Source organism: Streptomyces sp. SM11 (assembly GCF_002910905.1).
Lineage (GTDB): Bacteria > Actinomycetota > Actinomycetes > Streptomycetales > Streptomycetaceae > Streptomyces.
The window spans coordinates 13,422-37,125 of sequence record NZ_NEUE01000021.1; the positions used below are offsets into that span (position 1 = coordinate 13,422).

Sequence of the window (23,704 nt, forward strand, 5' to 3'; positions counted from 1 at the left end):
GTCAGGAGTTCTCATCAAGGTGGCGGGCAATCGCTTCCGGGGTTCGCAGGGTGAACAGATCGCGGATGGTGATGACAGGACCGTACTCGCGGCGGAGCAGCCCGATCAGCCGCACCGCCAGCATGGAGTGCCCGCCGAGGGACACGAAGTCGCTGACCGCGCTGACCTCGTCGTCGTCGAGGTCGAGCGCTTCGGCGAAGAACTCGCAGACCACGGTCTCCGTGCCGGTGTCCGGGCCTCGCTCGCCCGCCGTGGTCAGCGCGCCGAGCGGCCTGGCCTCGGGCAGCGCCTTGGTGTCGGCCTTCCCGTTCACGGTCAGCGGAATGGTGTCGACCTGGGCGAAGTGCGTCGGGCGCAGGAAGTCCGGCAGCCCGGCGCCCACCTCGCCGGCGACCTGCGCGAGGTCGGCGGAGCCCGTCAGGGCGAGATAGGCGGCCAGCCGGTACGCGCCGTCGACCCCCGGGTCGGGCTGGGCGACCGCGGCGACGAGGCGGACCGCCGGGTGGGCCGCGAACACGGCCTCGACCTCGCCGAGTTCGACCCGGTGGCCGCGGATCTTGACCTGCTGGTCGGTGCGGCCCAGGTAGGCGATGTTCCCGTCGGGCCGGCGGATCACCAGGTCCCCGGTGCGGTACATGCGCTCCCCGGGCGTGCCGAAGGGGCAGGCGACGAAGCGGTGCGCGGTCTGGGCGCTCCGGCCCAGGTAACCGCGGGCGATGCCGACGCCCGCCACGTACAGCTCGCCGGGGACCCCGTCGGGCAGCGGTCGCAGCCACGGGTCCAGGACGTACACCTCGGTGTTGTCGATGGCCACACCGACGACCGGGTCCTGGCACTCGAAGGTGCCGACGCCGAGGGTGTTGATGGTGTATTCGGTGGGCCCGTACAGGTTGTAGCCGACGGTGCCCTCGGTCTCCGCGAGCCGCTGCCACAGCGTCGGGGTGACGGCCTCGCCGCCCAGCAGCACCAGGGCCGGCCGCCGCTGCGGGTCCGCCAGGAGCCCTTCGGCCACCAACTGCTGGGCATAGGTGGGTGTCACGTTGATGACGTCGATGCCGTGCCGGAGGCAGTACTCCACCAGCCGGGGTGCGTCGCGGCGCAACTCCTCGTCGCAGATGTGCACTTCGTGGCCGTCGGCGAGCCACAGCAGTTCCTCCCACGACATGTCGAAGGCGAAGGAAACGGTGTGAGCGATCCGGAGGACCCGGTGGTCGTGCTCGGCGAGGACGGGCTCGAAGATCCGTCGCTGATGGTTGATCAGCATGTTCGTGAGCCCGGCGTACTCGGTGACCACGCCCTTCGGCTTCCCGGTCGAGCCGGAGGTGTAGATGGTGTACGCGGGGTGGCGCAGGCGGTCCGGGTCGTCCGGCGCGAACGTCGTGTACGGCTCCGCCTCGGGCAACGGGCGGTCCAGCTCGATGAGTTCGCCGTTCAGCCGGGATGACACCGCACTCGCGGTGAGGATCACCTCGGGCCGGGCGTCCTCGAAGATCGCGGCGATCCGCTCGTCGGGGTGGTCCAGCTCCAGTGGCACGTAGGCGGCTCCGACGCGCAGCACCGCGAACAGCGCGGCGATCCAGTCGGGGGAACGCGGGATCGCCAGGCCCACGGTCGTCTCGGGGCCGATGCCCCGCCCGGCGAGGACGCCCGCCACGGCCCGGCTGCGGTCCCGGAGCTCGGCGAAGGTCATGGTCGCGCCGTCGGCGACGAGCGCGACCCGCTCCGGATCGCGGTCGGCCGCGATGTCGAAGCGGTCCACGACGGTGTCCGTGCCGACCTCGGTGCGCTCGGCGGGTTCGGGGTCCGGTCCCAGGCCGCGCAGCGCGCCCAACGGGCCGGTCGCCGTCGCCAGATCCTCCAGGACGCGCAGGTAGTCGTCGAGGAGAGCGCGGGCATTGTCGGGGTCGCCGTGACGGTGCTCCAGCTTGACCGTGAGCCGGTCGCCGGGCGTGACGACCCAGGTGTACGGATAGTGGGTGGAGTCGTCCGCCCGCACGGAGGTGATGCCGTGGCGGGCGTTCATCTCGGCGAACGCGTCGAGGTCCAGGAAGTTCTGGAGCACGAACAGGTTGTCGAACAGGGTGTCGTGCCCGCCGGCCCGCTGGATCTCGCCGAGCCCCAGGTGCTCGTGGTCCATCGTCGCCACGCGCGCGGCCTGTACGGACGACAGGTACGCGCCGGCCGACTGGTCGGGCCGGGCCCGTGTCCACAGGGGCACGGTGTTGAGCAGGACGCCGACGATGTCGCCGTGCCCTTCGCCCTCGCGGCCCGAGACGGTGACTCCGAAAACAGCGTCGCTGCGACCGGTACGGGCTCCCAGGAGGAGGCCGAAGGCGCCGGTCAGTACCGAGTTCAGCGTGACGCCGTGAACGCGTGCGGCTTCGCGCAGCAGGTCCGTCAGCTCGGCGGACAGGGTGTGCACGAGCGGCCGCGGCAACTCCTCGTCCAGGACCGGGGCCGGTCCGGCGAGCAGCGTCGGGCCCGGCAGGCCGGCCAGGTGGTCCGCCCAGAAGCGTTCCGATACGGCGGGGTCCTTGACGGCGAGCATCCGGGCGTACTGCTCGAAGCTCGGCACCGCCGGGGTCGCGTCCCACGGCTCGCCCGCGACGACGGCCTCGTACGCGTCGAACAGGTCGCGCAGCAGGATCTCGCGGGACCAGCCGTCCCACAGCAGCAGGTGGTAGCTGAGCAGCAGGCCGTCGTGGCCGTCGGGCCGCCGCACCACGGTCATCCGGACGAGCGGCGGCTCCCCCGGGTCGAAGCCGCGTTCGCGGTCCCGGGTGCGCAGGGCCTCGGCCTCGGCCTCGGTCGCCAGGTCGACGGTGTGGACGGGGACCCGTCGGCCCGCCTTGAGGACCTGGACCGGGTTTCCGTCGTCGTCGGTGGTGAAGCCCGCGCCGACGACGGGGTGGCGGGCGATCACGTACGCCATCGCCTCGGCCAGCGCGTCGGCGTCCAGGCGCCGGTCGAAGGTGAACCAGCTCTGCGCGACGTAGTGCCCGGCCGTGCCCCCCGTCCCGCTGCCCGTCGTGCCCGACGTACCGGTGCCCGTTCCCGCCAGCTGCGCCTGGAAGAACAGGCCGCGCTGGAGCGGGGTGACCGGTGCCGTGCGCTCGGCCGTCGCGGAGGCGTCGCCGATCTGTTCCAGGGCGGCCAGCCAGTGTTCGGTGATGACGTCGGGTATGCCCTCGGCGAGGGTGAAGGCCGCGTGGAGGGAGCCGGTGACCTCGTCGGTCCAGGCGTTGACCTCGACGGCGTACGGGCTGCTGCCCCCATCGCCGCCGGCGATCCGCAGGGCCTGTGACTCGCCGCCCCGGCCGAGGTAGTTGAACAGGACCTGCGGCCGGGCGGTCAGCAACGGGGCCGTCTGCGGGTTGAGGTACCTGAGCCGGCCGTACGCGACGTGTCCGTCCTCGTCCGGCTGCCGTTCGGCGATCTCGCGCGCCGCGGCGACGGGGTCGGTGTGGGCGGTCAGGCGTACGGGGGCGATGGAGGTGAACCAGCCGACGGTACGGGAGTAGTCGTGGTGGTCCCGGGCCGGGACCCGGCCGTGTCGCTCCAGTTCGACGGCGAGGTCGGTCGGCGCGGGCTGGATCCGGGTCAGCGCGGTGCGCAGGGCCCCGCACAGCAGCTCGGTGAGGCCGAGGCCGAGTGCGCCGGGCGCGCCGCGCGTCACCCGGTCGCTCGCCCCGGGCGGCAGGACGACCGTCCGCTCGCGGAGGCCCTGGGCCGTGGGCAGCAGCGCCGGGGCCCGGAGGGTGGTGAGCCAGTGGCCGAGGCCGTCGGCCGGCTCCGCGGACCGCAGGGCCAGCGCTTCGGCGTACGCGGCGTAGGAGGTGGTCGGCGGCGGCAGGGCGGCCCCGCTCAGGGCCGTGGCCAGATCGTCGAGGAGGATCAGCCAGGACACCGCGTCCACGGCGAGGTGGTGGGCGGTGACCACGAGGGTGCGGCTCGCCGCCAGCCAGGAGAACGCGATGACGTCTCCGGTCCCGGGGTCGAGCCGTCCGGCGGCCTCATCGGCGGCGGCCGTCGCGTCGACGGTGGCCTCCGGCGCGACGGCCACGACGTCGGCCTCGCGGGCGGGTTCGGTGCGCAGGGCCCAGACGCCGTGCTCGATGTGCAGCCGCAGGCGCAGGGCCGGGTGCGCGGCCACGACGGCGTTCGCGGCGCGCCGGACGTCGGCGAGTCCGGTGCCCTCGGCGACGGGCAGCGCCCTGGCCTGGGCGAACCGGGCGAGCGAACCACCCCGATCGCGTTGGCGCAGGATGATCGGCGTGAGGGGCAGGGGGCCGTCCTCCCGGCGGGAGGGCGTTGCCGGCGTGGGCTTCGGGGTGCGCGTCGCGAGGTGGCCGGCGAGGGCGCGCGGCGTCGTGAACAGGAACACGTCGCGGGGCGTGATCGACAGGCCGAGCGCCCGGGCCCGATTGATCACGGTGATGGCGACGATGCTGTCGCCCCCGGCGCCGAAGAAGTCGGTGTCGGCGTCCACGGTCGCACCGGGCAGGGTCTCGGCGAAGATGCGGGTCAGGGAGGTGAGCGCGTCGGAGCCGCTCGTGGCCACCGGGGTGTCCGGCTCTGCGGCCCGCTCGGTCAGCGCCCTGCGATCCAGCTTGCCGTTGACCGTCAGCGGCAGCGCGTCGGCCGGCAGCACCCGGCCCGGCACCATGTGCACGGGGAGCTTGGCGGAGAGCAGGGCGGTGAAGTCGGCGGGCAGCTCCCCGACGATGTGGGCGACGAGGTGGTCGCCGCTGTCCGCCACGGTGACGGCCACATCGACGACACCGTCCAACTCCCTGATCGCACCTTCGACTTCGCCCGGCTCGATACGGAATCCCTTGAGCTGCACCTGGTCGTCCGCGCGGCCCACGAACTCCAGCTCACCGTCGAGAGTCCGGCGGGCGAGATCGCCCGTGTGGTACATGCGGGAGCCGTCGGCCGCGAACGGGTTCGCCACGAACCGTCCGGCGGTGAGCCCCGGGCGGCCCAGGTAGCCGAGGGACACCTGGCCGCCCGCGACGTAGATGGCGCCCACCCGGCCCGGCGGCACCGGCCGAAGCCGGTCGTCGAGCACATAGGTGGTCAGGCCGGGGATCGGCACGCCGATGGGGCCGGCGTCGTCGCCCCGGGCGAAGTCCTCGTCGGTCAGCACCCGGTGGGTGACGTGGACGGTGGTCTCGGTGATGCCGTACATGTTGACCAGCTCGGGCGTGCCGGTGCCGTGCCGCTCGACCCAGCCGCGCAGCCGCCCGAGGTCGAGCGGCTCACCGCCGAAGATGATGCGGCGCAGCGCGCCGGCCGGTTCGCCGGCGCGCAGGTCGGCCTCGATGAACCGGTAGAAGGCGGACGGGGTCTGGTTGAGCACGGTCACGCCGCGTTCCCTGACCAGTCGGTGGAAGTCGACCGGCGAGCGGGTCAGCCCGTACTCCGGCACGAGCAGTTCGCCGCCGTGCGCGAGTGCGCCCCACAGCTCCCAGACGGCGAAGTCGAAGGAGAAGGAGTGGAACTGGACCCATACGTCGTCGGGGCCGAAGTCCATGTCCGGCCGGGTGTTGTCGAGGAGCGTCGACACGGCGGAGTGCGGGACGACGACACCCTTGGGCCGGCCGGTCGAGCCGGAGGTGTAGATGACGTACGCCGGGTCGTCCGGGCGGACCACGGGGGCGGTGGTGTCCAGCGGGTGTTCGTCGCCCTGGACGAGTACGCGGGCCGTCACGCCCGCGCGGTCCAGCAGCCGGGTGAAGCGGCCCCGCTCCTCCCGGTCGACGAGGACGACCTGCGGGGCGGCGTCGGCGAGGACGTACTCCAGCCGTTCGTCCGGATACGTCAGGTCCAGCGGGACGTAGGCGCCCCCGGCGGTGACGACGGCGACCAGGGCGACGACCTGTTCCAGGGAGCGCGGGACGGCGACGGCGACCCGCTGCCCGGGCCCGACCCCGGCGGCGCGCAGGGCGGCCGCCAACTCGTGTTTAGCGTCGGCCAGTTCGCCGTACGTGAGGGAGCGGGTTCCGCCGCCCAGTGCGCACTGGGTGACCGCGGTGGCCGCCGGGTCGCGGTACGCGGCGGCGTCGAACAGCTCGCCCAGGGTCGACGGGGCCACCCGCGCCGGGGCCCGGCCGGTCGCGGGGAGCAGCGTGTCGACCGTGGCGTCCGGCCGGTCGAGCAGCTCGACGAGGATCCGGGTGAAGGTGTGCAGGATCGCCTCGGCGCCCGCGGGGCGCAGGAGTTCACCGTCGTAGATCAGGTTGAAGCGCGGGCGGCCGTCCGGTGAGCGCTCGACCACGAGCGTCAACGGGTAGTGCGGGGCGCCCTCGTTGACGATGCCGGTGATGACGAGGGTGTCGTCCGGCCGGCGCAGGACGGCCACGTCGGTGGCGATGTCGAACACCACCAGGGTGTCGAGGAGGGGGCCCGGACCGCTCTGCCGGCCGATCCGCGCCAGGGAGACGTGCTGGTGCGCCAGCACCGCGTCCTGGTGCAGTCGCACGGCGCCGAGCAGCTCGCCCGCGGTCCCGTCCGGGGCCCAACGGGCGCGCACCGGGATGGTGTTGATGAACAGACCCACCATGTCGCGAATCCCGGGAACCTCGGCGTCGCGTCCGGAGACGGTGGAGCCGAAGACGACGTCCCTGCTGTGCAGGAGGCTGCCCAGGGTCACCGCCCACGCGCTGTGCACGGCCACGCTCAGGGACACTCCGGCCGAGCGGGCGGCGGCGTCGATGTCGGCGGCGGGTTCGGCCGCGATGTCGGCGAACCGTTCGGAGGGGGTGTGGCCCTCGGCGACCAGGGAGGGGCCGGACAGCCCGGCGAGTTCCTCGCGCCACACCCGGTCGCTCTCGTCCTGGTCGCTTCCGGCGAGCCAGTCCAGGTAGTCGCGGTAGCCGCCGGTCGGGTACCCGGATCCCGGCGCGTGGTACTCGGCCAGCAGGGTGCGGAGCATCGGCGGCACCGACCAGCCGTCCGCGATGATGTGGTGCACGGTCTGCACCAGAACGGCACGGCCCGCGTCGGAGCGGATGAGCGTGTACCGCATCAGGGGCCCGGTGGCGAGGTCGAACCCGGCCCGGCGGTCGCGCTCGGCGAGGTCGCGGATCTCCTGGTCGGTGAGGCCTGGGCGCTCCAGCGTGGTGAAGGGCGCGCTCCGGCCGCTCTCGACGACGGAGACGACCCGGCCGTCCGCGAGGGCCGTGAAGCGGGCGGCCAGGTTGGGGTGGAGCGTGAGCAGCCTGGTGGCCGCCGCCGCCAGCCGGTCGGCGTCCACGTCCCCGTCCAGCGTCAGCAGTTGCTGCTCGACGTAGCTGCCCGTGGCGTCGTCGTCGAAGACGGAGTGGAAGTAGAGGCCCTCCTGCAGCGGGGTGAGCGGCAGGATGTCGTGCAGCGCCGGGCCGTCCAGGGAGTCGACGTCGGCCTGGGTCAGCGGCACCAGCGGGAAGTCGCTGGGGGTGTGACCGCCCTCTTCGAGCGCCGCCAGTGCGGTGAGGGCCGAGCGGAAGTGGTCGCCGAGGGTGGCGATGTCCGCGTCGGTGAACACGCCCTCGGGCCAGGAGATGGTGGTGACCAGCTCAAGGGCGCCGCTCGCGTCGGGTTCGGCGATCGCGTTGAACTCCAGGGCGCGCGGCAGCCGCATCAGCGGGTCACGCTTCTCGCCCAACTGACCTGTCGTTCCCGCGAGCTGCCAGCTTCCGGCGCCGCCCGCGTCGAAGCGGCCCAGGTAGTTGAAGAGCACCTGCGGCGCGGGACCGGCCGGCCCGTCGCCGGTCAGGTAGCGCAGGGCGCCGTAGGAGAGGCCGTTGCCCGGTACGCGGGCGAGGTCCTCCTTGACCGCCTTGAGGGCGGCGGCGAGGTAGCCGGGCGCGGTGAGGTCTCTCGCCGCGCCGGGGTCCACGGTGACGGGGAAGAGCGTGGTGAACCAGCCGACAGTGCGCGACAGTTCGGGTTCGAATCCGGCCGCGCCCGCGACGAAGCGGCCCTCGCGGCCGTGCCCCTCCAACTCGATGTGGGCGAACGTCTGGTCCTGGCCCCGGTCGCGGCGCCACCGGGCGAGGGCGACGGCGAGGGCGGTCAGCAGGACGTCGTTGACGCCCGCGTGGAACTTCGCGGGGATCTCACCGAGGAGCGCTGCCGTGACCTCCGCTCCGACGGAGACGGTCCGGGTCCGCTCCCGTTCCACGGTGTCGGCCACGGTGAGGGCCCGCCTGCCGATCGGCGCGTCGGCGGCGGGCAGCGGCGTCGCGTAGTGCGTACGGTCCGTAGCGAACGGCGCGCGGCCCAGCAGCTGGGTCCAGCGCCTGAAGGACGTGCCCACCGGGGGCAGGTCGACGGGGGTGCCCGAGGAGCGCTGACGCCAGGCCGTGGCGAGGTCGTCCATCAGGATGCGCCAGGACACGCCGTCGATCACCACGTGGTGGGCGACCAGGACCAGTTGACGTGCCGCGCGGCGCCAGACGGCGCGCAGCATGACGCCGTCGTCCGGGTCGAGCGCCCGGGTGGCGAGGGCGACGCACTCCGCCGGCGGGGCGTCGCTCTCCTCCCAGCAGGGGGCGGTCCGCCCGGCCGGCGGGATGTCGAAGCCCCAGTGCTCGCCGCGTACCAGCCTGGCGCGGAGCATGTCGTGCCGGTCGAGCACGGCGGCGAGGATGTCGTCGAGGGCTTCGGCGGTCAGCTCCGCCGGGGTGTTGAGGACGACCGACTGCACGAAGCCGTCGATCGCGTCCGTGGTCTCGCCGAGCCACTGCACGATGGGCGATCCCACGACGGAGCCGGTGCCGACGTCGTCGTGGTCCACGGCGGCGGCGGAGTCGCGGCTCGCCACCGCCGCCAGTGCCCCGACGACGGTGTGGGTGAAGATCTGGCGTGCGCTCACCTGGAGGCCGGCCTCGCGCAGGGCGCTGAGCAGGGAGATCGCCAGGATGCTGTCCCCGCCGAGCTGGAAGAAGTCCTGGTCCACGCCGACGGCGTCGAGCCGCAGCACCGCCGCGACGGCCTCGCACACCAGGCGCTCGTTCTCAGTGGCGGGCGCCACGACGGTTCCGGTGCCCATGGAGGGTTCCGGCAGCGCGTTCCGGTCGGTCTTGCCGTTCGCGGTGAGCGGGAACGCGGTCAGCACGACCAGGTGGGCGGGCACCATGTACTCGACCATGTGGGCGGCGGCCCAGGCCTTGACCGCGTCCGCGCTCAGATCCTCGTGGCCGGTGGACGGGATGACGTAGCCGACCAGATAGGTGCCGCCCGCCGTGTTCTTCTTCGCGACGACGCAGGTGTGCCGTACGCCGGGGTGTTCGGCGAGGCCGGCCTCGACGTCCTCGGTCTCCAGTCGCATGCCGCGGATCTTGATCTGGTTGTCGGCGCGGCCGAGGAAGTCCAGCGACCCGTCCGGGGCGTACCGCGCCAGGTCGCCGGTGCGGTACAGCCGGGATCCGTCCGAGGCGAAGGGGTTGGCCACGAAGCGGGAGGCGGTGAGGCCGGGTGCGCCCACGTATCCGCGTCCCAGGAGGAGGCCTCCGGCGTACAGTTCGCCGCCGACGCCGACCGGCACGGGACGCAGCTCGTCGTCGAGGACGTACAGCTGGGTGTTGGGGTTGGCCTTGCCGATGGACGTCGACAGGCGTTCGGCGGTCCCCCGGTAGATGACGTGGGAGACGCCGATGGTCGTCTCGGCGGGGCCGTAGCCGTGGTAGAGCGGAATGTCGAGCCGGCCACGGAAGCGCTCGTACAGCTCCGGGGTGAGCACCTCGCCGCCGCACCAGACGTGTCGCAGGCTGTCGAGGCGGCCGGAGTCGCCCGCGATCTCCAGGAGTACGTCCAGCATGGACGAGACCAGGTAGGTGAAGGTGACGCGCTGTTCGGCGATGACACCGAGCAGGTGGTGGGGGTCGCGTTCGCCGCCGGGTCGCAGGATCACGAGGCGGCCGCCGGTGACGAGCGGCAGAAAGATCTCGTTGATGGAGATGTCGAAGGAGAGCGGGGCCTTGAAGAGCGACGCGTCGTCGTGGCCGAAGTGGAGGATCTCGCCGGACTGCCAGAGCAGGCGCTCGCTGATCGCCTCGTGCCGGATCATGGCGCCCTTGGGCCGTCCGGTAGAGCCGGACGTGAAGATCACGTAGGCCAGGGCGTTGCCGGGGACGGTCGCGTCGGGCGCGTCCGCCGGGCGGGCCCCGTATTTCCAGTCGCCGAGGTCGACGGCGACGGCGTCCGGTTCCCCGGCGTCGGCCTTGCCCGTGGAGTTGAGCTGCAGCGCGACCCGGGCGTCCTCGGCGACGACGGCCCGGCGGGCGGCCGGCCACCGGGGGTCGAGGGGGACGAACGCGCCCCTGGCCTGGAGGACGGCGAGGAGGCCGACGACCATCTCGGCGGAGCGGCCGAGCGAGACGCCGACGACCTGTTCGGGGCCGAGGCCGCGTTCGATCAGGTGGTGGGCCAACTGGGCCGACCGTTCGGCTGCTTCGCGGTACGTCAGTGAGCGGTGTTCGTCGATGATCGCGACGGCGTCCGGCCGCAGGCGCGCCTGCTCGCGGAACAGCTCCATGACGGTCGGACGGGCCCGGTCGGCCCGGGTGTCGTTCCACCGGGCCAGTTCCTCGGTCCTCGCCCGGGGACCGGACGGGCCTATGGTGCCGACGGGCCGGTCCGGGAAGTCGGCCAGGTCGTCCAGCGCCTGCTGCGCGTCGGCACGGTCGACGCCGGGCGGCACGGTGATCTGGAGACGCTCCGCGTCGGCCTCCCACCCTCCGGCCCCGCCCGTGCCGTTGGCGACCCGTCCGATGACTTCGGGGAAGGGCGTGGCGGGGGTGAGGTCCATACCGGCGGGGCCGGCGCCGGTCGCCCAGTACGCGAGCCCGACGGCGCACGCCTCGACGACGGTCCGGTCGCTGTAGTCGCCGATCCGCCGGCGTACGGCGGCCAGCCGGGCGGGGGACAGCAGTACGCGAGAAGCGCTCGGTTCCGTCATCGACGTCTCAGTATCCTTCCGAGGTAGGCGAGTTGGCCTGTCCTTGACCCGGTTCGTCTAACTGCCTTCTCGCCATGCACGCCACAGCCGGGCGTACTGGCCGCCCAGCTCCACCAGCTCGCTGTGCGTTCCCTCCTCGACCACGCGCCCCTCGTCCAGCACGGCGATCCGGTCCGCGGTCATCGCCTGGGTCAGGCGGTGGGCCACGAACAGCGTGGTCCGGCCGGAGCAGGCGGCCAGCACCGCGCGTTCCAGCTCCGCGGCGCCCTCGCTGCCCGCCTCCGCCGTCGACTCGTCGAGCACGACGACCGGTGACCGGCCGAGCATCAGCCGGGCCAGGGCGATCTGGGCGACCTTGGTGCCGTCCAGGCGCTCACCGCCCTCGCCGACCATGGCGTTCAGACCGTCGGGGAGCAGTTCGGCCCACCCTCCGGCGCCGACCGTGCGCAGCGCCTGCAGCAGTTCCTCGTCGCTCGCGTCGGGTGCGGCGAGCCGCAGGTCCTCGGCGAGCGGTCCGGAGAACACATGGGTCTCCTGGGTCAGGATGCTCACCAGGGCACGTGCCCCGGCCTCGTCCATGGCCGCGAGGTCGTGCGTCCCGATGCGCACCGACCCGGCCTGCGGTCTCCCGATGCCGGCGATGAGCGCGGCCAGGGTCGACTTGCCGGCGCCCGTCGCCCCGACCAGGGCGAGCGAACCGCCGGCCGGGATGGACAGGGACACCTCCCGCAGCACCGGTTCCTCGGCCCCGGGATAGCTGAAGGTCAGCCCCTGCACCGTGACCGGGTACGGCGCGACGTCGGCGGGCAGGACGGAACCGTCGCCCACCAGCCGCTTCTCGGAGGGTTCCTGGAACACTCCGACCAGGCGGGTGAGGCTCGCGCCGGACTTCTGCGCCTCGTCGAAGGTGAACATGATGGCGCCCAGCGGGGTGAACAGGCGGTGGAACATCAGCGGGGCGGCCGACACCTCGCCCAGGGTGGCGGCGTCCGCCTCCAGGAGGGCGTAGCCGACGACCAGGATGAGGACGAGGCCGATGAACTCGGCCCGGTTCTCCCGGCCGACGAACCGCCCGAAGAAGCGGAACACCTCGACACCGAGATCGCGCACCCGCCACGACTCGCCGGTGACCTTCTCGCGTACGGCGCCCTCCATGCGGTACGCCCGGACCGTGTCGATCCCGTTGAGTCCGCTGATCAGCGCCTGGGCACGGTCGGCCTGGGCCACCCGCTGCTCCCGGTAGAGGGGTGCCGAGCGGGGCAGGTACCAGCGCAGCGCCAGCGCGTACGCGGGCAGGGCGCAGGCTCCGGCCAGGCCGAGCCGCCAGTCGAGGCCGAACATCCCGATCGTCGCGATGCCGACCAAAACACCCGCCGAGAACACGGTGGGGATGGCCGTCCGGATTCCCTTGGAGATGACGGCCACGTCGTCGCCGACGCGGGACAGCACGTCCCCCCGGCCGACCTCTTCGACGCGTGAGCTGGGCATCCCCAGCACGGCGCGGACGGCTTCCTCACGGAGCCGCGCGAGGAGTTCGGCCCCGAGCTTCCCGATCAGGAAGGTGGAGGCCGCGGTGGCCACCGCGCCCAACAGCGCGGCCGCCACCATCAGCATCCCGACGGTGAGCAGTATCGAGCGTGACGCACCGTCGACCACTCCGTCGACGACCCGGCCGAGCAGCAGCACCGGGAGCACTTGGAGCGCGGCCCCGGCCACCGTGGTGAGGACGGTGGAGGCCGTCAGCCACGGGGCCCGCCGGCAGTGCTCGGCCACCCAGCGGGTGGCCTCGCCTCCGGTGGCCGTGTGCAGGGTCGTGGGGGCGACGCCGGTGTCGGTGGCAGTCACACGGAGACCAAATCTCGCCGGGGAGCGGGGCGGTGGGTCGTCATCTCTACTTGACCGACTCGACGAGCTCGTCGATCGCGTACGGCAGGGAGAGCAGGGTGCCCTGGGACATCGCCGCTCCGACCGCGGGGCCCTCACTGTCCAGCAGGTAGGAGACGTTGCCGTTCTTGACGGCGGGCAGGTTGTTGAACAGCTCGAACTTCTTGAGCGCGTCCGTGTCCGCCTTGTCGTTGATGACGAAGATGCGGTCGACGTCGATCAGGTCGATGCGCTCGGGCGAGAGTTCGGTGGAGAAGTTGCCGTCCGCGATCTTGTCGATCTCGGTCTGATAGGTGAATTCGGTGCCCGTCACGAGCCGGCCGCGCACATCGGTGGAGGTGAACGCCGAGATGGAGTCCTTGTACCAGGACAGCGCGACGGCGGTCTTGCCGCCGAATTCGGGATGGGCCTTCTTGGCGGCGTCCAGCTTGACCTGGATGCCCTTGACCAGTTCGGCGCCCTCCTTCTCCTTGCCGAGCGCCTTGGCGATGTGCACCGCGTTGTCCTGCCACGGGGCGCTGAAGAGTTCCTTCTCGCCCTTGGTGCGGCCCACGGTCGGGGCGATCTTGGAGAGCTTCTCGTAGGCCGCCTTGTCGACCTCGGAGTAGACCGCGATGATCAGGTCCGGGCGCAGGGAGGCGATCTTCTCGAAGTTGGGGCCGGCGTCGCCGTTCTTCATGACGACGTCGGGGCGGGTGTCGCCCCACTGGTCCTTCACCCAGGGCCACTGCGTGTTGATGTCGGGCGTCCGGCCGGCGGGGTTCGGGTACTGGTCGACCATGCCCACCGGCTTGATGCCGAACGCCAGGACGGCCTGGTCGTCGGTGTAGCCGACGGTGACGACCCGCTCGGGGGCCTTGGCGACCTCGGTGGATCCGAACGCGTGCTCCACGGTGACCGGGAACGCGCCGTCGGCCGCGGCCGGGGTGTCGTCGTTCTTCTTGTCCGCCGGGTCGTCACCGCAGCCCGCGAGGAGACCGACGCCGAGGGCGGCAGCGGACACGATCGCGGCCGGCCGCCGCCACGGCTTCACAGGCGTCGTTCGATGGAGAGGCATCCGGATTCCCTTGCTTTCGCGCTGTCCACTGCGCCCCGGTATGGGAGCAGCCAGACTGTACCCCGAGCAAGTGAGGTCAGCCTAGCCTAACTGGATAACTTTCCATCGGTCAGGATGAGTTGGGTCCTGCCGGGGAGTCAGCATCCTGTCGTGGTACGCCTGGCCTACGGTTCGGGCCGGACGTGCGCCCGGCCGATCGGCACGATGAGCGGCCGGTCGCCCACCGGGTCGTCGATCACCTTGGCCCGCAGTCCGAACGCCTCGTACAGCAGCTCGGCGGTGATCACGTCCCGGGGATGCCCCTGCGCCAGGACGGCTCCCGCCCGCATGACGACGAGGTTGTCGCTGTAGCGCGTGGCCAGATTGAGGTCGTGCAGCACCATGACCACCGTGCGGCCCGACTCGTGCAGATCGTCGACCAGATCGAGTACGTCGATCGCGTGGGCCAGGTCCAGGTAGGTGGTCGGCTCGTCCAGCAGCAGCAGGTCGGTGCCCTGGGCCAGGGTCATCGAAATCCACACGCGCTGACGCTGCCCGCCGGACAGCGAGTCGACGGGCCGGTCGGCCAGGTCCGCCACTCCGGTCATGGCCAGCGCCCGCCGCACCACGTCCACGTCGTCCGACGACCACTGCCGCAGCCAGCTCTGGTGCGGGTGGCGTCCACGGGCGACCAGGTCGGCGACGGTCAGCCCTTCCGGGGCGACCGGTGCCTGCGGCAGCAGTCCGAGCTTCTTCGCCACGTCCCTGGTCCGGAGCCTGCCGATGTCCTCGCCGTCCAGGACCACGGTGCCGCCGGCCGGTTTGAGCAGCCGGGTCAGGGTGCGCAACAAGGTGGACTTGCCACAGCCGTTGGGGCCGATGATCGTGGTGATCACCCCGGGCGGAACGGCCACGTCGAGCTGGTCGATGACCGTCCGGTCGCCGTACCCGACGGTGATGCCCCTGGCGGCCAGCCGTGGGACGTCCTGGACGCCCGCATCGGGCCGGACGGTGAACTGAGCGGCCACAAGCCCCCCTTGTCGAGGTCAGCCTTGGTTGAGGTCAGCCTTACTTCTACCATCTACCGCAGGTTCGCCCGTACCAACAGGTAGACGAGGAACGGGCCGCCGATCACGGCGGTGACCACGCCGACCGGCAGACCGATCGGCAGCGCCGCGCGGGCCACCAGGTCCGAGCCGATCAGCAGCAGCGCGCCCACCAGACCGGAGGCGATGACCGGTGGTGTCGGCCATCTCGACAGGCGCATCGCCACCTGGGGCGCCACGAGCGCGACGAACGGGACCGGCCCCGCCGCGCTCACCCCCACGGCGGCCAGCAGCACCGCGCAGAGGAGCAGGACGGCCCGCACCCGGCCGAACCGCACGCCGAGCCCGGCGGCGACGTCGTCGCCGAGGTGCATCGGCTTGAACGGGAAGGCAACGGCGGCCACGACGGCGAGCAGGACGAGGGTGCACCAGAACGCCACCCGGACCTCGTCCCAGGACCGGTTGTCCAGCGAGCCGACCAGCCACACCTGGGCGCGCGCCACGTCCCGGATGTCGGCCGAGACCAGCAGCCAGGTCGTGATCGCCTGCATCATGGCGGTCACCGAGATGCCGATGAGGATGAGCCGGAAGCCGTCGACGCCGCGCCGCCAGGCGAGGAAGTACACGAGCAGCCCCGTGCCGAGACCGCCCAGCAGGGCCGCCGCGGGCAGCCCGACCGAGCCGGCGATCGTCGCGGCGGTCCCGCCCGTCGCCGTCACCAGGAACACCGCGACGGCGCCGGCTCCCGCGGTGATCCCGAGGATGTCCGGGCTGGCGAGCGGGTTGCGTGCCACGGACTGGGTGATGGCCCCGGACATGCCCAGGGCGCCCCCCACGATGAGGCCGGCCAGCGCCCGGGGCATCCGGAGGTCCATCACCACGAACTCGTCGACCGGTTCGCCCCGGCCGAAGATGGTGGCGATGACCCGGGAGAGGCCGATGGGGAAGTCCCCGACGCCGATGGAGAGGCAGAAGACCAGGAAGGCCGCAGCCGCGAGTACCAGCGTGACCAGCACGAGCCAGGGCCGCCAGACGAACGACACCTGGCCGAACCGCACGCCCGGCGCCATCGACGCTTTCACTTCGGTCCCGTTCATGTGCTCCTGGGTTCCGTTCATGTACTCCTGAACTTCCCTCGCCACACCAGGACCGCGAAGAAGGGGGCCCCGAGGAGGGCGACCACGACGCCCGATTCCAGTTCGCCCGGCCGCACGACCAGTCGGCCCACGATGTCGCAGACCAGCAGGACACCGGATCCCAGCAGACCCGCGTACGGCACCAGCCAGCAGTAGTCGGGGCCGGTCAGATAGCGGGCCACGTGGGCCACCATGAGCCCGAGGAAGGCGATGGGCCCGCAGGCCGCCGTGGCGGCGCCCGCCAGCAGCGTGATGGCGACGATGCCGAGCGTACGGCTCGCCGCGATGTTCACTCCCAGCCCGCGCGCCACGTCGTCGCCCAGGTTGAGCAGGTTGAGGGCGGGCAGCGTGATCAGCGCCAGGACCAGGCCGACGGCTATGAACCCGGTCACCGGCCAGATGACGTCGAATCCGACACCGGCGACGGAGCCCGCGTTCCAGAACCGCAGCGCGTTGAGCGACTTCTGGTCGGTCAGCGCCACCGCTGTGGTCATCGCCGCGAGGAACACCGTGACGCCCTGACCGGCCAGGGCGAGGGTCAACGGGTTGCCCGCACCCCTGCCCACGCTCGCCAGGCCGAAGACGACCACGCCGGCGATGCCCGCACCCACGAAGGCGAACCAGACGTACTGGAACGGGTTGGTGAACCCGAACAGGGCGATGACCGACACCACGGCGAAGGAGGCTCCGGCGTTCACCCCCAACAGCCCGGTGTCGGCTATGGGGTTGCGCGTGTACCCCTGGATCAGCGCACCACCGACCCCCAGGGCCAGGCCCGCCACGATCGCGAGGACCGTCCGGGGCACACGCACGGTCTGCACGATGAGCCGGATCTCGGTGAGCTTCTGGTCGGGCTCGGGCTCCGCGAACAGCCCGTGCCAGACCTCTCCGGGGGTCAGCGCGCGCGCCCCGACGGCCAACGACACCGTTGCCGCGATCACCAGAGTCACCGTGAGGACGCCCAGCCCCACGACGCGACGTCTGCGGGCGTCAGTCGTCCCCCCTGGCACGGGTCTCTCCACTGCGGTGGTGATCATGTCGACGAACGATATCCCTTCGATCGGATCGGCCGCGCTCGGACCGCCCGGCAGGCCACCGGGCGGTCCGGGCGCGCAACTCGCGGTGGTTCGGCGGTTTTTGTGGCCCCGCCGGACACGCCCCTAGCCCTCGGCGGCCGGCCGGGACTCGTCGGAGGTGAGTTTGACCCGGCGGTCGAGCAGCGAGTCCAGGATCTCGCCGACCCGTATCGCGGTGTTGGAGAGCAGCGAGGTGGTGATGCCGTGCGTGTGCTCCGTGCCGCCCTGGAGGTAGATGCCGCAGTGCAGGCCGGGATCGGTCACGATCCGGTAGTCGCGCTCCACGCGGACGCGGCCCGCTCCGTCGCGCAGGCAGCGCTCGCCGACCTCACCGAGGAGACCGAGCGGATCGGCGGGGCTGTAGCCGGTGGCGAACACCACGACGTCGGCGTCCAGTTCCGATTCCTCGTCGGTCACCAGGGATGTCACGGTGGCGCGGACACTGTCGGGCTTCTCCTCCACTCCGGTGACCCGGGACACGTTGAGGAAGCGCAGCCGTTCGGTGCCGAGGACCTTCTCCCGGTACATCTGCCGGTAGAGGTCGTCGATCAGGTCGATGTCCACCACGGAGTAGTTGGTGTTGCCGTGGTAGGCCATCAGGCGGCGTTTGACCTCCTCGGGGGCGGCGAAGTAGTCGTCGACCGCGTCGGGGTCGAAGATCCGGTTGGCGAAACTGCTGTCGTCGGCGGGGCTGTAGCCGTAGCGGGAGAAGACCGCGCAGACCTCGGCGCCGGGAAACCGGCGGTGCAGGTAGGCGACGTTCTCGGCGGCGCTCTGCCCAGCGCCGACGACGACGAACCGCGAGGGCGGGGGCGAGGCGCTCTCCAGGCCGTCGACCTTCCGCAGCAGGTCGGAGTTGTGCCAGACACGGTCGCCACGTTCCACGCCTTCCGGCATGAGGGCGCGCAGGCCGGTCCCGATGACGAGGTTGCGGGCCCGGTGGACCGCGAGTCCTTCTTCGGAGCGGACGGTCACGTCCAGGTACTCCACGGTCCCGTCGTGGAGATACGGCGTGACGGCGACGACTTCGTGGCCGTAGGAGACCAGGTCGTCGACCTTGGCCGCGGCCCACTCGAAGTAGTCGTGGAACTCCACCCGCAGTGGGAAGAGGTTCTTGTGGTTGATGAAGTCGATCAGCCGGCCCTTGCTCTGCAGATAGCAGAGGAAGCTGAATTCGCTGGCCGGGTTCCGGAGCGTCACCAGGTCCTTGAGGAAGGACACCTGCATGGTGGCGTCGTCGATGAGCATGCCGCGGTGCCAGCCGAAGCTCGGCTGCTGCTCGAAGAAGTGGGCGGTGACCGAATCCTGCCTGCCGACCTTGCTGTTGTGCTCGCTGAGCGCGATCGCCATGGCCACATTGGACGGGCCGAAGCCGATGCCGATGACGTCGTGGACCAGTGGGGTGTCGCCAGGAAGAACCTGTGACATGTCACTCCCATCGTCTGGGAAAGCCGCCTGTCAGGCGTGAGGGGAAGGTGGGGAAGGTGGGCACACCGACGGACCCGCCCACCCGAACTTAGGTGAGCCTAAGCTCACCAACTCGCCTTGTCGATAGGGCAGACGGCACCACTCGTCACTGATGGCCAGTCAGTTGCGGTCAGAACCAGCCACTGTTGCAGCGGTCGCCGTTCAGGCGACGGGGTCGGCGTGCGGGGCGACGCGTCGAGGCCGACCAGCCGGCACTCCTTGAGCTCGACTTTCCTCTCCCGGCCCGGCGACACGCGTTCCGCGCCGCGCCGAACAACGCGCCGAGCCCGGGGCACCTCGCCTCAGCCGGCAGAGGACGTCCCGCTCGGAACGGCGCCCAGCGCGGCGCGGTCAGCCCGCCGTCGTCGCGTCGCCCCAGCCCAGTGGATGCGGTCCGGCGCCTGCGCCCGGCAGCGGGGCCGACGGCTCGCCCCCCGCCTCGTTGAAGTCGGTGAGCGCCTCGATGAGCGCCGTCCGCTGGCGCGGGGCGAGGCGCTGGACGATCGACGCGATCTCCTGGCGCCGGCGCGCGGTGACGTTCTCCACCGTGCGGCACCCCTCCTCCGTGAGCCGGAGCAGCGTCTCCCGGCGGTTGTCCGGGTTGGTCTGCCGGTCCGCGAGCCCTGCCGCGATCAGCCGGTCGACCATACGCATCGCTGTCGACGGCGCCACCCCCAACAGCTCCGCCAGCGCCACGAGCTTCGTGGCTCCCCGCGAGGAGAGCACCACCAGCATCCGGAACTGCGGCAGCGTCACGCGCTCCTCGACCTCCGCCAGCGAGCGCGCCGACACCGCGACCAGCAACCGGGAGGCCGTCAGCACCGCCCCGGTCACCGCATCCACATCGTCCATGCGCTCCGCACCGCCTTCCTGGCCATGCCACCTTTCTACCCTGCTCCCGGCACGGTGCGCCCCGCCACCTCCTCACCGTCCCGTCCTCGGACTCAAGCTTTAGGCTGTGCAAAGATTGCACAAACTAAGAGTCGAGCCGGCCCCCGCCGTGCCGGCGACTCCCGTCCGCGTCCCGAGGATGTGCTGTGATGACGTCACAACCACACGCCGGGCCCAGCCGCCCGCCCCTGCCGCGCGGCTGGCGGCGGCGCCTCGCCCGCCTGCCCATAGCCTTCTACCGCGTCGGCCTCGGCCCGGTCTTCGGCCGGCGTCTGCTGCTCCTGCACCACACCGGCCGGAACAGCGGCCTGGACCGGCGGGTGGCCCTGGAGGTCGTCGCGTACGACGCCGGGCGGGGAACCTGGTTCCTGGCCTCCGGTTTCGGCCCCGAGGCCGCCTGGTACCGCAATCTGCGGGCCTCGCCGAAGACCACGATCCAGGTCGGCAACCACCACTACGCCGTCACCGCCCACTTCCCGAGCACCGACGAGGGCGGCGAGATCATGGCCCGCTACGCCCCCGCCCACCCTCGTACGGCCCGCCGGCTGTGCGCCTTCATGGGCCTCGACGTCGACGGCAGCGCGGACTCCTACCGGCGGGCCGGCCGCCGCATCCCCTTCGTACGGCTCGACGCAGCTCCCGGTCAGCACCTGCGCTGACCGGCCCCGCGCACATGCCTTACGGAGCCGTGACGTGTGCGCGCCGCGCCCGGCCCGACGGCTCGCCGGGCCCTAGCGTGGCGGTCATGCGCGTACTGGTCACCGGCGGAGCCGGATTCATCGGGTCACATGTCGTCACCGCCCTCGCCTCGGCCGGGCACGAGAGCGTGGTGCTGGACGCCCTGCTGCCGTCGGCCCACCCCGGCTCCACTCCCCCGGAGCTGCCGGGCGACCGGGTGGTCGTCGGGGACGTCCGGGACCGGGAGGCGGTGGCGGACGCGCTGGCCGGAGTGGACGCCGTGTGCCACCAGGCGGCCATGGTCGGCCTCGGCAAGGACTTCGCGGACGCCCCGCTGTACGTCGGGTGCAACGACCTCGGAACGGCGGTGCTGCTGGCGGAGATGGCAGCGGCCGGGGTCCGGGACCTGGTGCTGGCCGGGTCGATGGTGGTCTACGGCGAGGGCCGCTACGACTGCCCGCGCCACGGCACGGTCCGCCCCGGACCTCGCGCGGAAGCCGATCTGCGGGCGGGGAGGTTCGAGCCGCGCTGCCCGGACTGCGGAGCGGAACTGGCGCCCGGTCTGGTGGCCGAGGACGCGCCCGTGGACCCGCGCAACGTGTACGCGTCGACCAAGCTGGCCCAGGAGCACCTGGCCGCCGCGTGGGCGCGGGCGACGGGCGGCCGGGCGGTGTCCCTGCGCTACCACAACGTGTACGGGCCGGGGATGCCGCGCGACACCCCGTACGCCGGTGTCGCCTCGTTCTTCCGCTCGGCCCTGGCGCGCGGTGAGGCCCCCCGGGTCTACGAGGACGGGTGCCAGCGGCGCGACTTCGTCCACGTCCACGATGTGGCGGCGGCGAATGCGGTGACCCTGGAGGCGGTACGGGAGCGGCGGCCCGCGTCCTTCGCCGCGTACAACACCGGCAGCGGCGAGCCGCACACCATCGGCGAGATGGCCGCCGCGCTGGCCGGCGCGCACGGCGGGCCGGAACCGGTGGTGACCGGGGAGTACCGCCTCGGCGACGTACGCCATGTCACGGCGGACTCGCGGGCGCTGCGCGAGAAGCTGGGCTGGCGGCCCCGGGTGTCCTTCGCCGAGGGGATGAGCGACTTCGCGGCGGCCCCGCTGCGTGGTTCGGGGGGCCGCCGCGAGGAAGGGGCCGTCACGCTGTCGGGAGCGTGACCGAGAAGCAGCAGCCGCCCTGTACGTTGCGGACCTCGGCCCGTCCGGCATGCGCCTCGACGATGCCGCGCACGATGGCGAGACCGAGGCCCGCCCCGGCCGGCGGGGTGCGGGCGTGACTGCCGCGCCAGCCGGTGTCGAAGACCCGGGGCAGGTCCTCCTCCGGGATGCCGCCGCAGCCGTCGGTCACCGACAGCACGACACCGCCGCCGGTGCGGTGCGCCGCGACGGCCACGGTGCCGTCGGGCGGGGTGCGGCGGATGGCGTTGATCAGGAGATTGCCCAGGACCCGGCTCATCTCCTTGCCGTCGACCTCCACCGGCACCTCGTCGATCCGGTCGCCGACCAGCCGCACCCCGTGCTCACGGGCCAGCGGGTCGACCCCGGCCAGCGCGTCGCCGACCAGGTCGTAGAGGGAGATCCGGGCCGTCGCCAGGGTGAGCGAACCGGCCTGGATCCGGGAGAGTTCGAAGAGGTCGCCGACCATGCCGTTCATCCGCTCGACCTCGGTCCTTATCTGCCGCAGATAGCGCCCGGAGTCGGCGGCCATGCCGTCCTCCAGCGCTTCGGCCATCGCCCGCAGCCCGGCGAGCGGGGTGCGCAGATCGTGCGAGATCCACGCGACGAGTTCGCGCCGCGAGGTCTCCAGCGCACGCTCCCGCTCCCGCGAGCTGTCCAGTTTGGCGCTGGTGGCTGCCAGCTCCCGGGCGAGTGCGGCCAGCTCCGCGGTGGGCTGCCCGGCGGGCGCGGCGAAGGTGCCGTCGTCACCGAACGACCGTGTGGCGAGGGTCAGTTCATGACTGCGGGCGGCCACCCAGCGGCCCAGCAGGATGGCGGTGACCAGGGAGACCAGGGCGGCCATGGCGACGACGGTCGTGACGACGTAGAGATCATGGGACGAGAGGAACATCGCCCAGGCGACCGTCAGCGTCCCTGCGAGCATCGCCGTGACCGCCACCCCGGCGACGACGCTCATCGAGACCACCAGCGAGCGGTGGCGCAGGAGACGCAGGACACCTGCGCCGAGCAGACCGGCGGCGGCCGCCCCCAGGAAGGCGAAGAGCGCGATGAGCAGGACGTCGTTCACCGCGACCGCCCCCCGGGCGGCGGCACGACGGGGACGATGGCCGGGTCGGCTCCGGTACGGGCGGGGCCGGCTTCCGCGCGGCCGGCGCCCGCCTCCCCGTCCGGGCCCTCCTCGTCCAGGTCCAGGCGGTACCCCACACCCCACACGGTGCGGATCAGCCGGGGGCGGGCCGGGTCCTTCTCGACCTTGCCGCGCAGCCTGCGGATATGGACGGTGACCGTCGACAGGTCGCCGAAGTCCCACCCCCAGACCTCCCGCATCAGCTCCTCCCGCCCGAATGCCTTTCCGGGGTGCCGGAGGAGGAAGGCGAGCAGGTCGAACTCCCGCAGCGTCAGGGCGAGTCCGCGCCCGTCGCGGTAGGCCTGCCGCCCCACCGGGTCGAGGCTCAGCCCGCCGCCGGACAGCGGGCCGGCCTCGTCCGCCGGGGCGGCGGCCCGGGCGCGGCGCAGCACGGAGTCGACCCGCAGGACCAGTTCGCGCGGGCTGAACGGCTTGGTGACGTAGTCGTCGGCGCCGGTCTCCAGGCCGAGGATGCGGTCCTCCTCGTCGCCCCGGGCGGTGAGCATGATGACGGGGACCGGCCCGTGCTCGCGCATCCGGCGACAGACCTCGAACCCGTCCATGGCGGGGAGCATCAGATCCAGGACGACGAGGTCGGGCCGGCGTGCCGCGAACCGTCTCAGCGCGGCGGGTCCATCGCCGGCCTGTTCGACGGCGTAACCGGCGCGGTGCAGATAGCCGACGACAACCTCGGCGACGGTCGGGTCGTCGTCCACGACGAGGACCCGACCGCGCGCCTCCGGGGGGACGGTCTCCGGATGCCCGGCGGGCGGGGTGTTCTCCATGGCCTCCACTGTGGCACCCCCGTCCGGGCGCGCCGGGACGTGGCCACCCCCATCCGGCCGATGTCCATGTTTCGTAAGAACCTGATGACCTAAATGCCGGAGTTGTCTCCGTAGGGTGAGGCGGGTGACCGATTCTTCTGCCGCCCTTCCGTTCCCGCCCACCCCGCACACCGGCCTCCCGAAGGCCGACATCGTTCTGCCCTGCCTCGACGAGGTGGCCGCACTGCCCCGGGTGCTCGACCGCATCCCCGACGGCTGGCGCGCGATCGTGGTCGACAACGGCTCGACCGACGGTTCGGCCGAACTCGCCCGTTCCCTCGGTGCGAGCGTCGTCACGGAGGAGAGGCGGGGGTTCGGCGCGGCCTGCCACGCCGGGCTGCTCGCCGCCGAGGCCGAGTTCGTCTGCTTCTGCGACTGCGATGGCTCGCTGGACCCCGCGCTGCTGGCC

The 23,704-nt window shown here is 72.3% G+C and carries 13 protein-coding genes; 3 read left to right on the forward strand and 10 right to left on the reverse strand.

Features of this window, described 5'->3' with window-relative positions:
* Position 1: 1 nt before the first annotated feature.
* The 8 genes from B9S58_RS01555 to B9S58_RS01590 all read right to left on the reverse strand — a co-directional run bounded on the left by B9S58_RS01555 (position 2) and on the right by B9S58_RS01590 (position 19,442).
* Positions 2-10,945 carry a non-ribosomal peptide synthetase gene (locus B9S58_RS01555; RefSeq protein WP_103530355.1) on the reverse strand — a complete coding sequence of 3,648 codons (10,944 nt, stop codon included), beginning with the start codon at positions 10,943-10,945 and terminating at the stop codon, positions 2-4.
* A 57-nt stretch (positions 10,946-11,002) separates the two neighbouring features.
* Positions 11,003-12,790 (reverse strand): ABC transporter ATP-binding protein, encoded by a 1,788-nt coding sequence (locus B9S58_RS01560; RefSeq protein ID WP_103530356.1) that lies wholly within the window; start codon positions 12,788-12,790, stop codon positions 11,003-11,005.
* Positions 12,791-12,836: 46 nt separating this feature from the next.
* Positions 12,837-13,886, reverse strand: a complete 1,050-nt coding sequence (locus B9S58_RS01565) for an iron-siderophore ABC transporter substrate-binding protein (protein WP_103530357.1) — start codon at positions 13,884-13,886, stop codon at positions 12,837-12,839.
* Between the two features lie 164 nt (positions 13,887-14,050).
* A complete protein-coding gene (locus B9S58_RS01570; protein ID WP_103530358.1) occupies positions 14,051-14,893 on the reverse strand; it encodes an ABC transporter ATP-binding protein in 843 nt (280 codons plus the stop codon).
* A gap of 53 nt (positions 14,894-14,946) precedes the next feature.
* The gene (locus B9S58_RS01575) at positions 14,947-16,008 is read right to left on the reverse strand and encodes an iron chelate uptake ABC transporter family permease subunit (protein ID WP_103530366.1); all 1,062 of its coding nucleotides are present in this window, start codon (positions 16,006-16,008) and stop codon (positions 14,947-14,949) included.
* Positions 16,009-16,025: 17 nt separating this feature from the next.
* Positions 16,026-17,084: an iron ABC transporter permease gene (locus tag B9S58_RS01580; protein WP_103530359.1), complete on the reverse strand. Its 1,059-nt coding sequence runs from the start codon at positions 17,082-17,084 to the stop codon at positions 16,026-16,028.
* 123 nt (positions 17,085-17,207) lie between these two features.
* Positions 17,208-18,551, reverse strand: a complete 1,344-nt coding sequence (locus tag B9S58_RS01585; RefSeq protein WP_103530360.1) for a lysine N(6)-hydroxylase/L-ornithine N(5)-oxygenase family protein — start codon at positions 18,549-18,551, stop codon at positions 17,208-17,210.
* A gap of 390 nt (positions 18,552-18,941) precedes the next feature.
* Complete coding sequence (locus B9S58_RS01590; protein WP_103530361.1) at positions 18,942-19,442, reverse strand: MarR family winged helix-turn-helix transcriptional regulator; 501 nt, start codon at positions 19,440-19,442, stop codon at positions 18,942-18,944.
* 188 nt (positions 19,443-19,630) lie between these two features.
* Here B9S58_RS01590 and B9S58_RS01595 point away from each other — a divergent pair, with 188 nt between their 5' ends.
* The gene (locus B9S58_RS01595; protein WP_103530362.1) at positions 19,631-20,140 is read left to right on the forward strand and encodes a nitroreductase family deazaflavin-dependent oxidoreductase; all 510 of its coding nucleotides are present in this window, start codon (positions 19,631-19,633) and stop codon (positions 20,138-20,140) included.
* Positions 20,141-20,226: 86 nt separating this feature from the next.
* Positions 20,227-21,324, forward strand: coding sequence for an NAD(P)-dependent oxidoreductase (locus B9S58_RS01600; protein WP_103530363.1), 1,098 nt, complete (start codon positions 20,227-20,229; stop codon positions 21,322-21,324).
* Here the strand turns inward: B9S58_RS01600 and B9S58_RS01605 are convergent.
* Both B9S58_RS01605 and B9S58_RS01610 read right to left on the reverse strand, forming a co-directional pair.
* Positions 21,305-22,411, reverse strand: coding sequence for a sensor histidine kinase KdpD (locus tag B9S58_RS01605; RefSeq protein WP_103530364.1), 1,107 nt, complete (start codon positions 22,409-22,411; stop codon positions 21,305-21,307). The two genes, B9S58_RS01600 and B9S58_RS01605, sit on opposite strands and share 20 nt — an antisense overlap.
* The gene (locus tag B9S58_RS01610) at positions 22,408-23,256 is read right to left on the reverse strand and encodes a response regulator transcription factor (protein WP_103530367.1); all 849 of its coding nucleotides are present in this window, start codon (positions 23,254-23,256) and stop codon (positions 22,408-22,410) included. The genes B9S58_RS01605 and B9S58_RS01610 overlap by 4 nt, the downstream gene beginning before the upstream one ends.
* Before the next feature lie 124 nt (positions 23,257-23,380).
* Here B9S58_RS01610 and B9S58_RS01615 point away from each other — a divergent pair.
* Positions 23,381-23,704: glycosyltransferase family 2 protein (locus B9S58_RS01615; RefSeq protein ID WP_146063440.1), on the forward strand; the 324-nt coding region annotated here is incomplete at its 3' end.

Excerpts from the sequence above, each read along its gene's own strand:
- B9S58_RS01585 (WP_103530360.1), bottom strand. The coding sequence starts at position 18,551 with ATGTCACAGGTTCTTCCTGGCGACACCCCACTGGTCCACGACGTCATC.
- B9S58_RS01555 (WP_103530355.1), bottom strand. The coding sequence starts at position 10,945 with ATGACGGAACCGAGCGCTTCTCGCGTACTGCTGTCCCCCGCCCGGCTG.
- B9S58_RS01610 (WP_103530367.1), bottom strand. The coding sequence starts at position 23,256 with ATGGAGAACACCCCGCCCGCCGGGCATCCGGAGACCGTCCCCCCGGAG.
- B9S58_RS01580 (WP_103530359.1), bottom strand. The coding sequence starts at position 17,084 with ATGATCACCACCGCAGTGGAGAGACCCGTGCCAGGGGGGACGACTGAC.
- B9S58_RS01575 (WP_103530366.1), bottom strand. The coding sequence starts at position 16,008 with ATGAACGGGACCGAAGTGAAAGCGTCGATGGCGCCGGGCGTGCGGTTC.
- B9S58_RS01600 (WP_103530363.1), top strand. The coding sequence starts at position 20,227 with ATGCGCGTACTGGTCACCGGCGGAGCCGGATTCATCGGGTCACATGTC.
- B9S58_RS01565 (WP_103530357.1), bottom strand. The coding sequence starts at position 13,886 with ATGCCTCTCCATCGAACGACGCCTGTGAAGCCGTGGCGGCGGCCGGCC.
- B9S58_RS01595 (WP_103530362.1), top strand. The coding sequence starts at position 19,631 with ATGACGTCACAACCACACGCCGGGCCCAGCCGCCCGCCCCTGCCGCGC.
- B9S58_RS01590 (WP_103530361.1), bottom strand. The coding sequence starts at position 19,442 with ATGGACGATGTGGATGCGGTGACCGGGGCGGTGCTGACGGCCTCCCGG.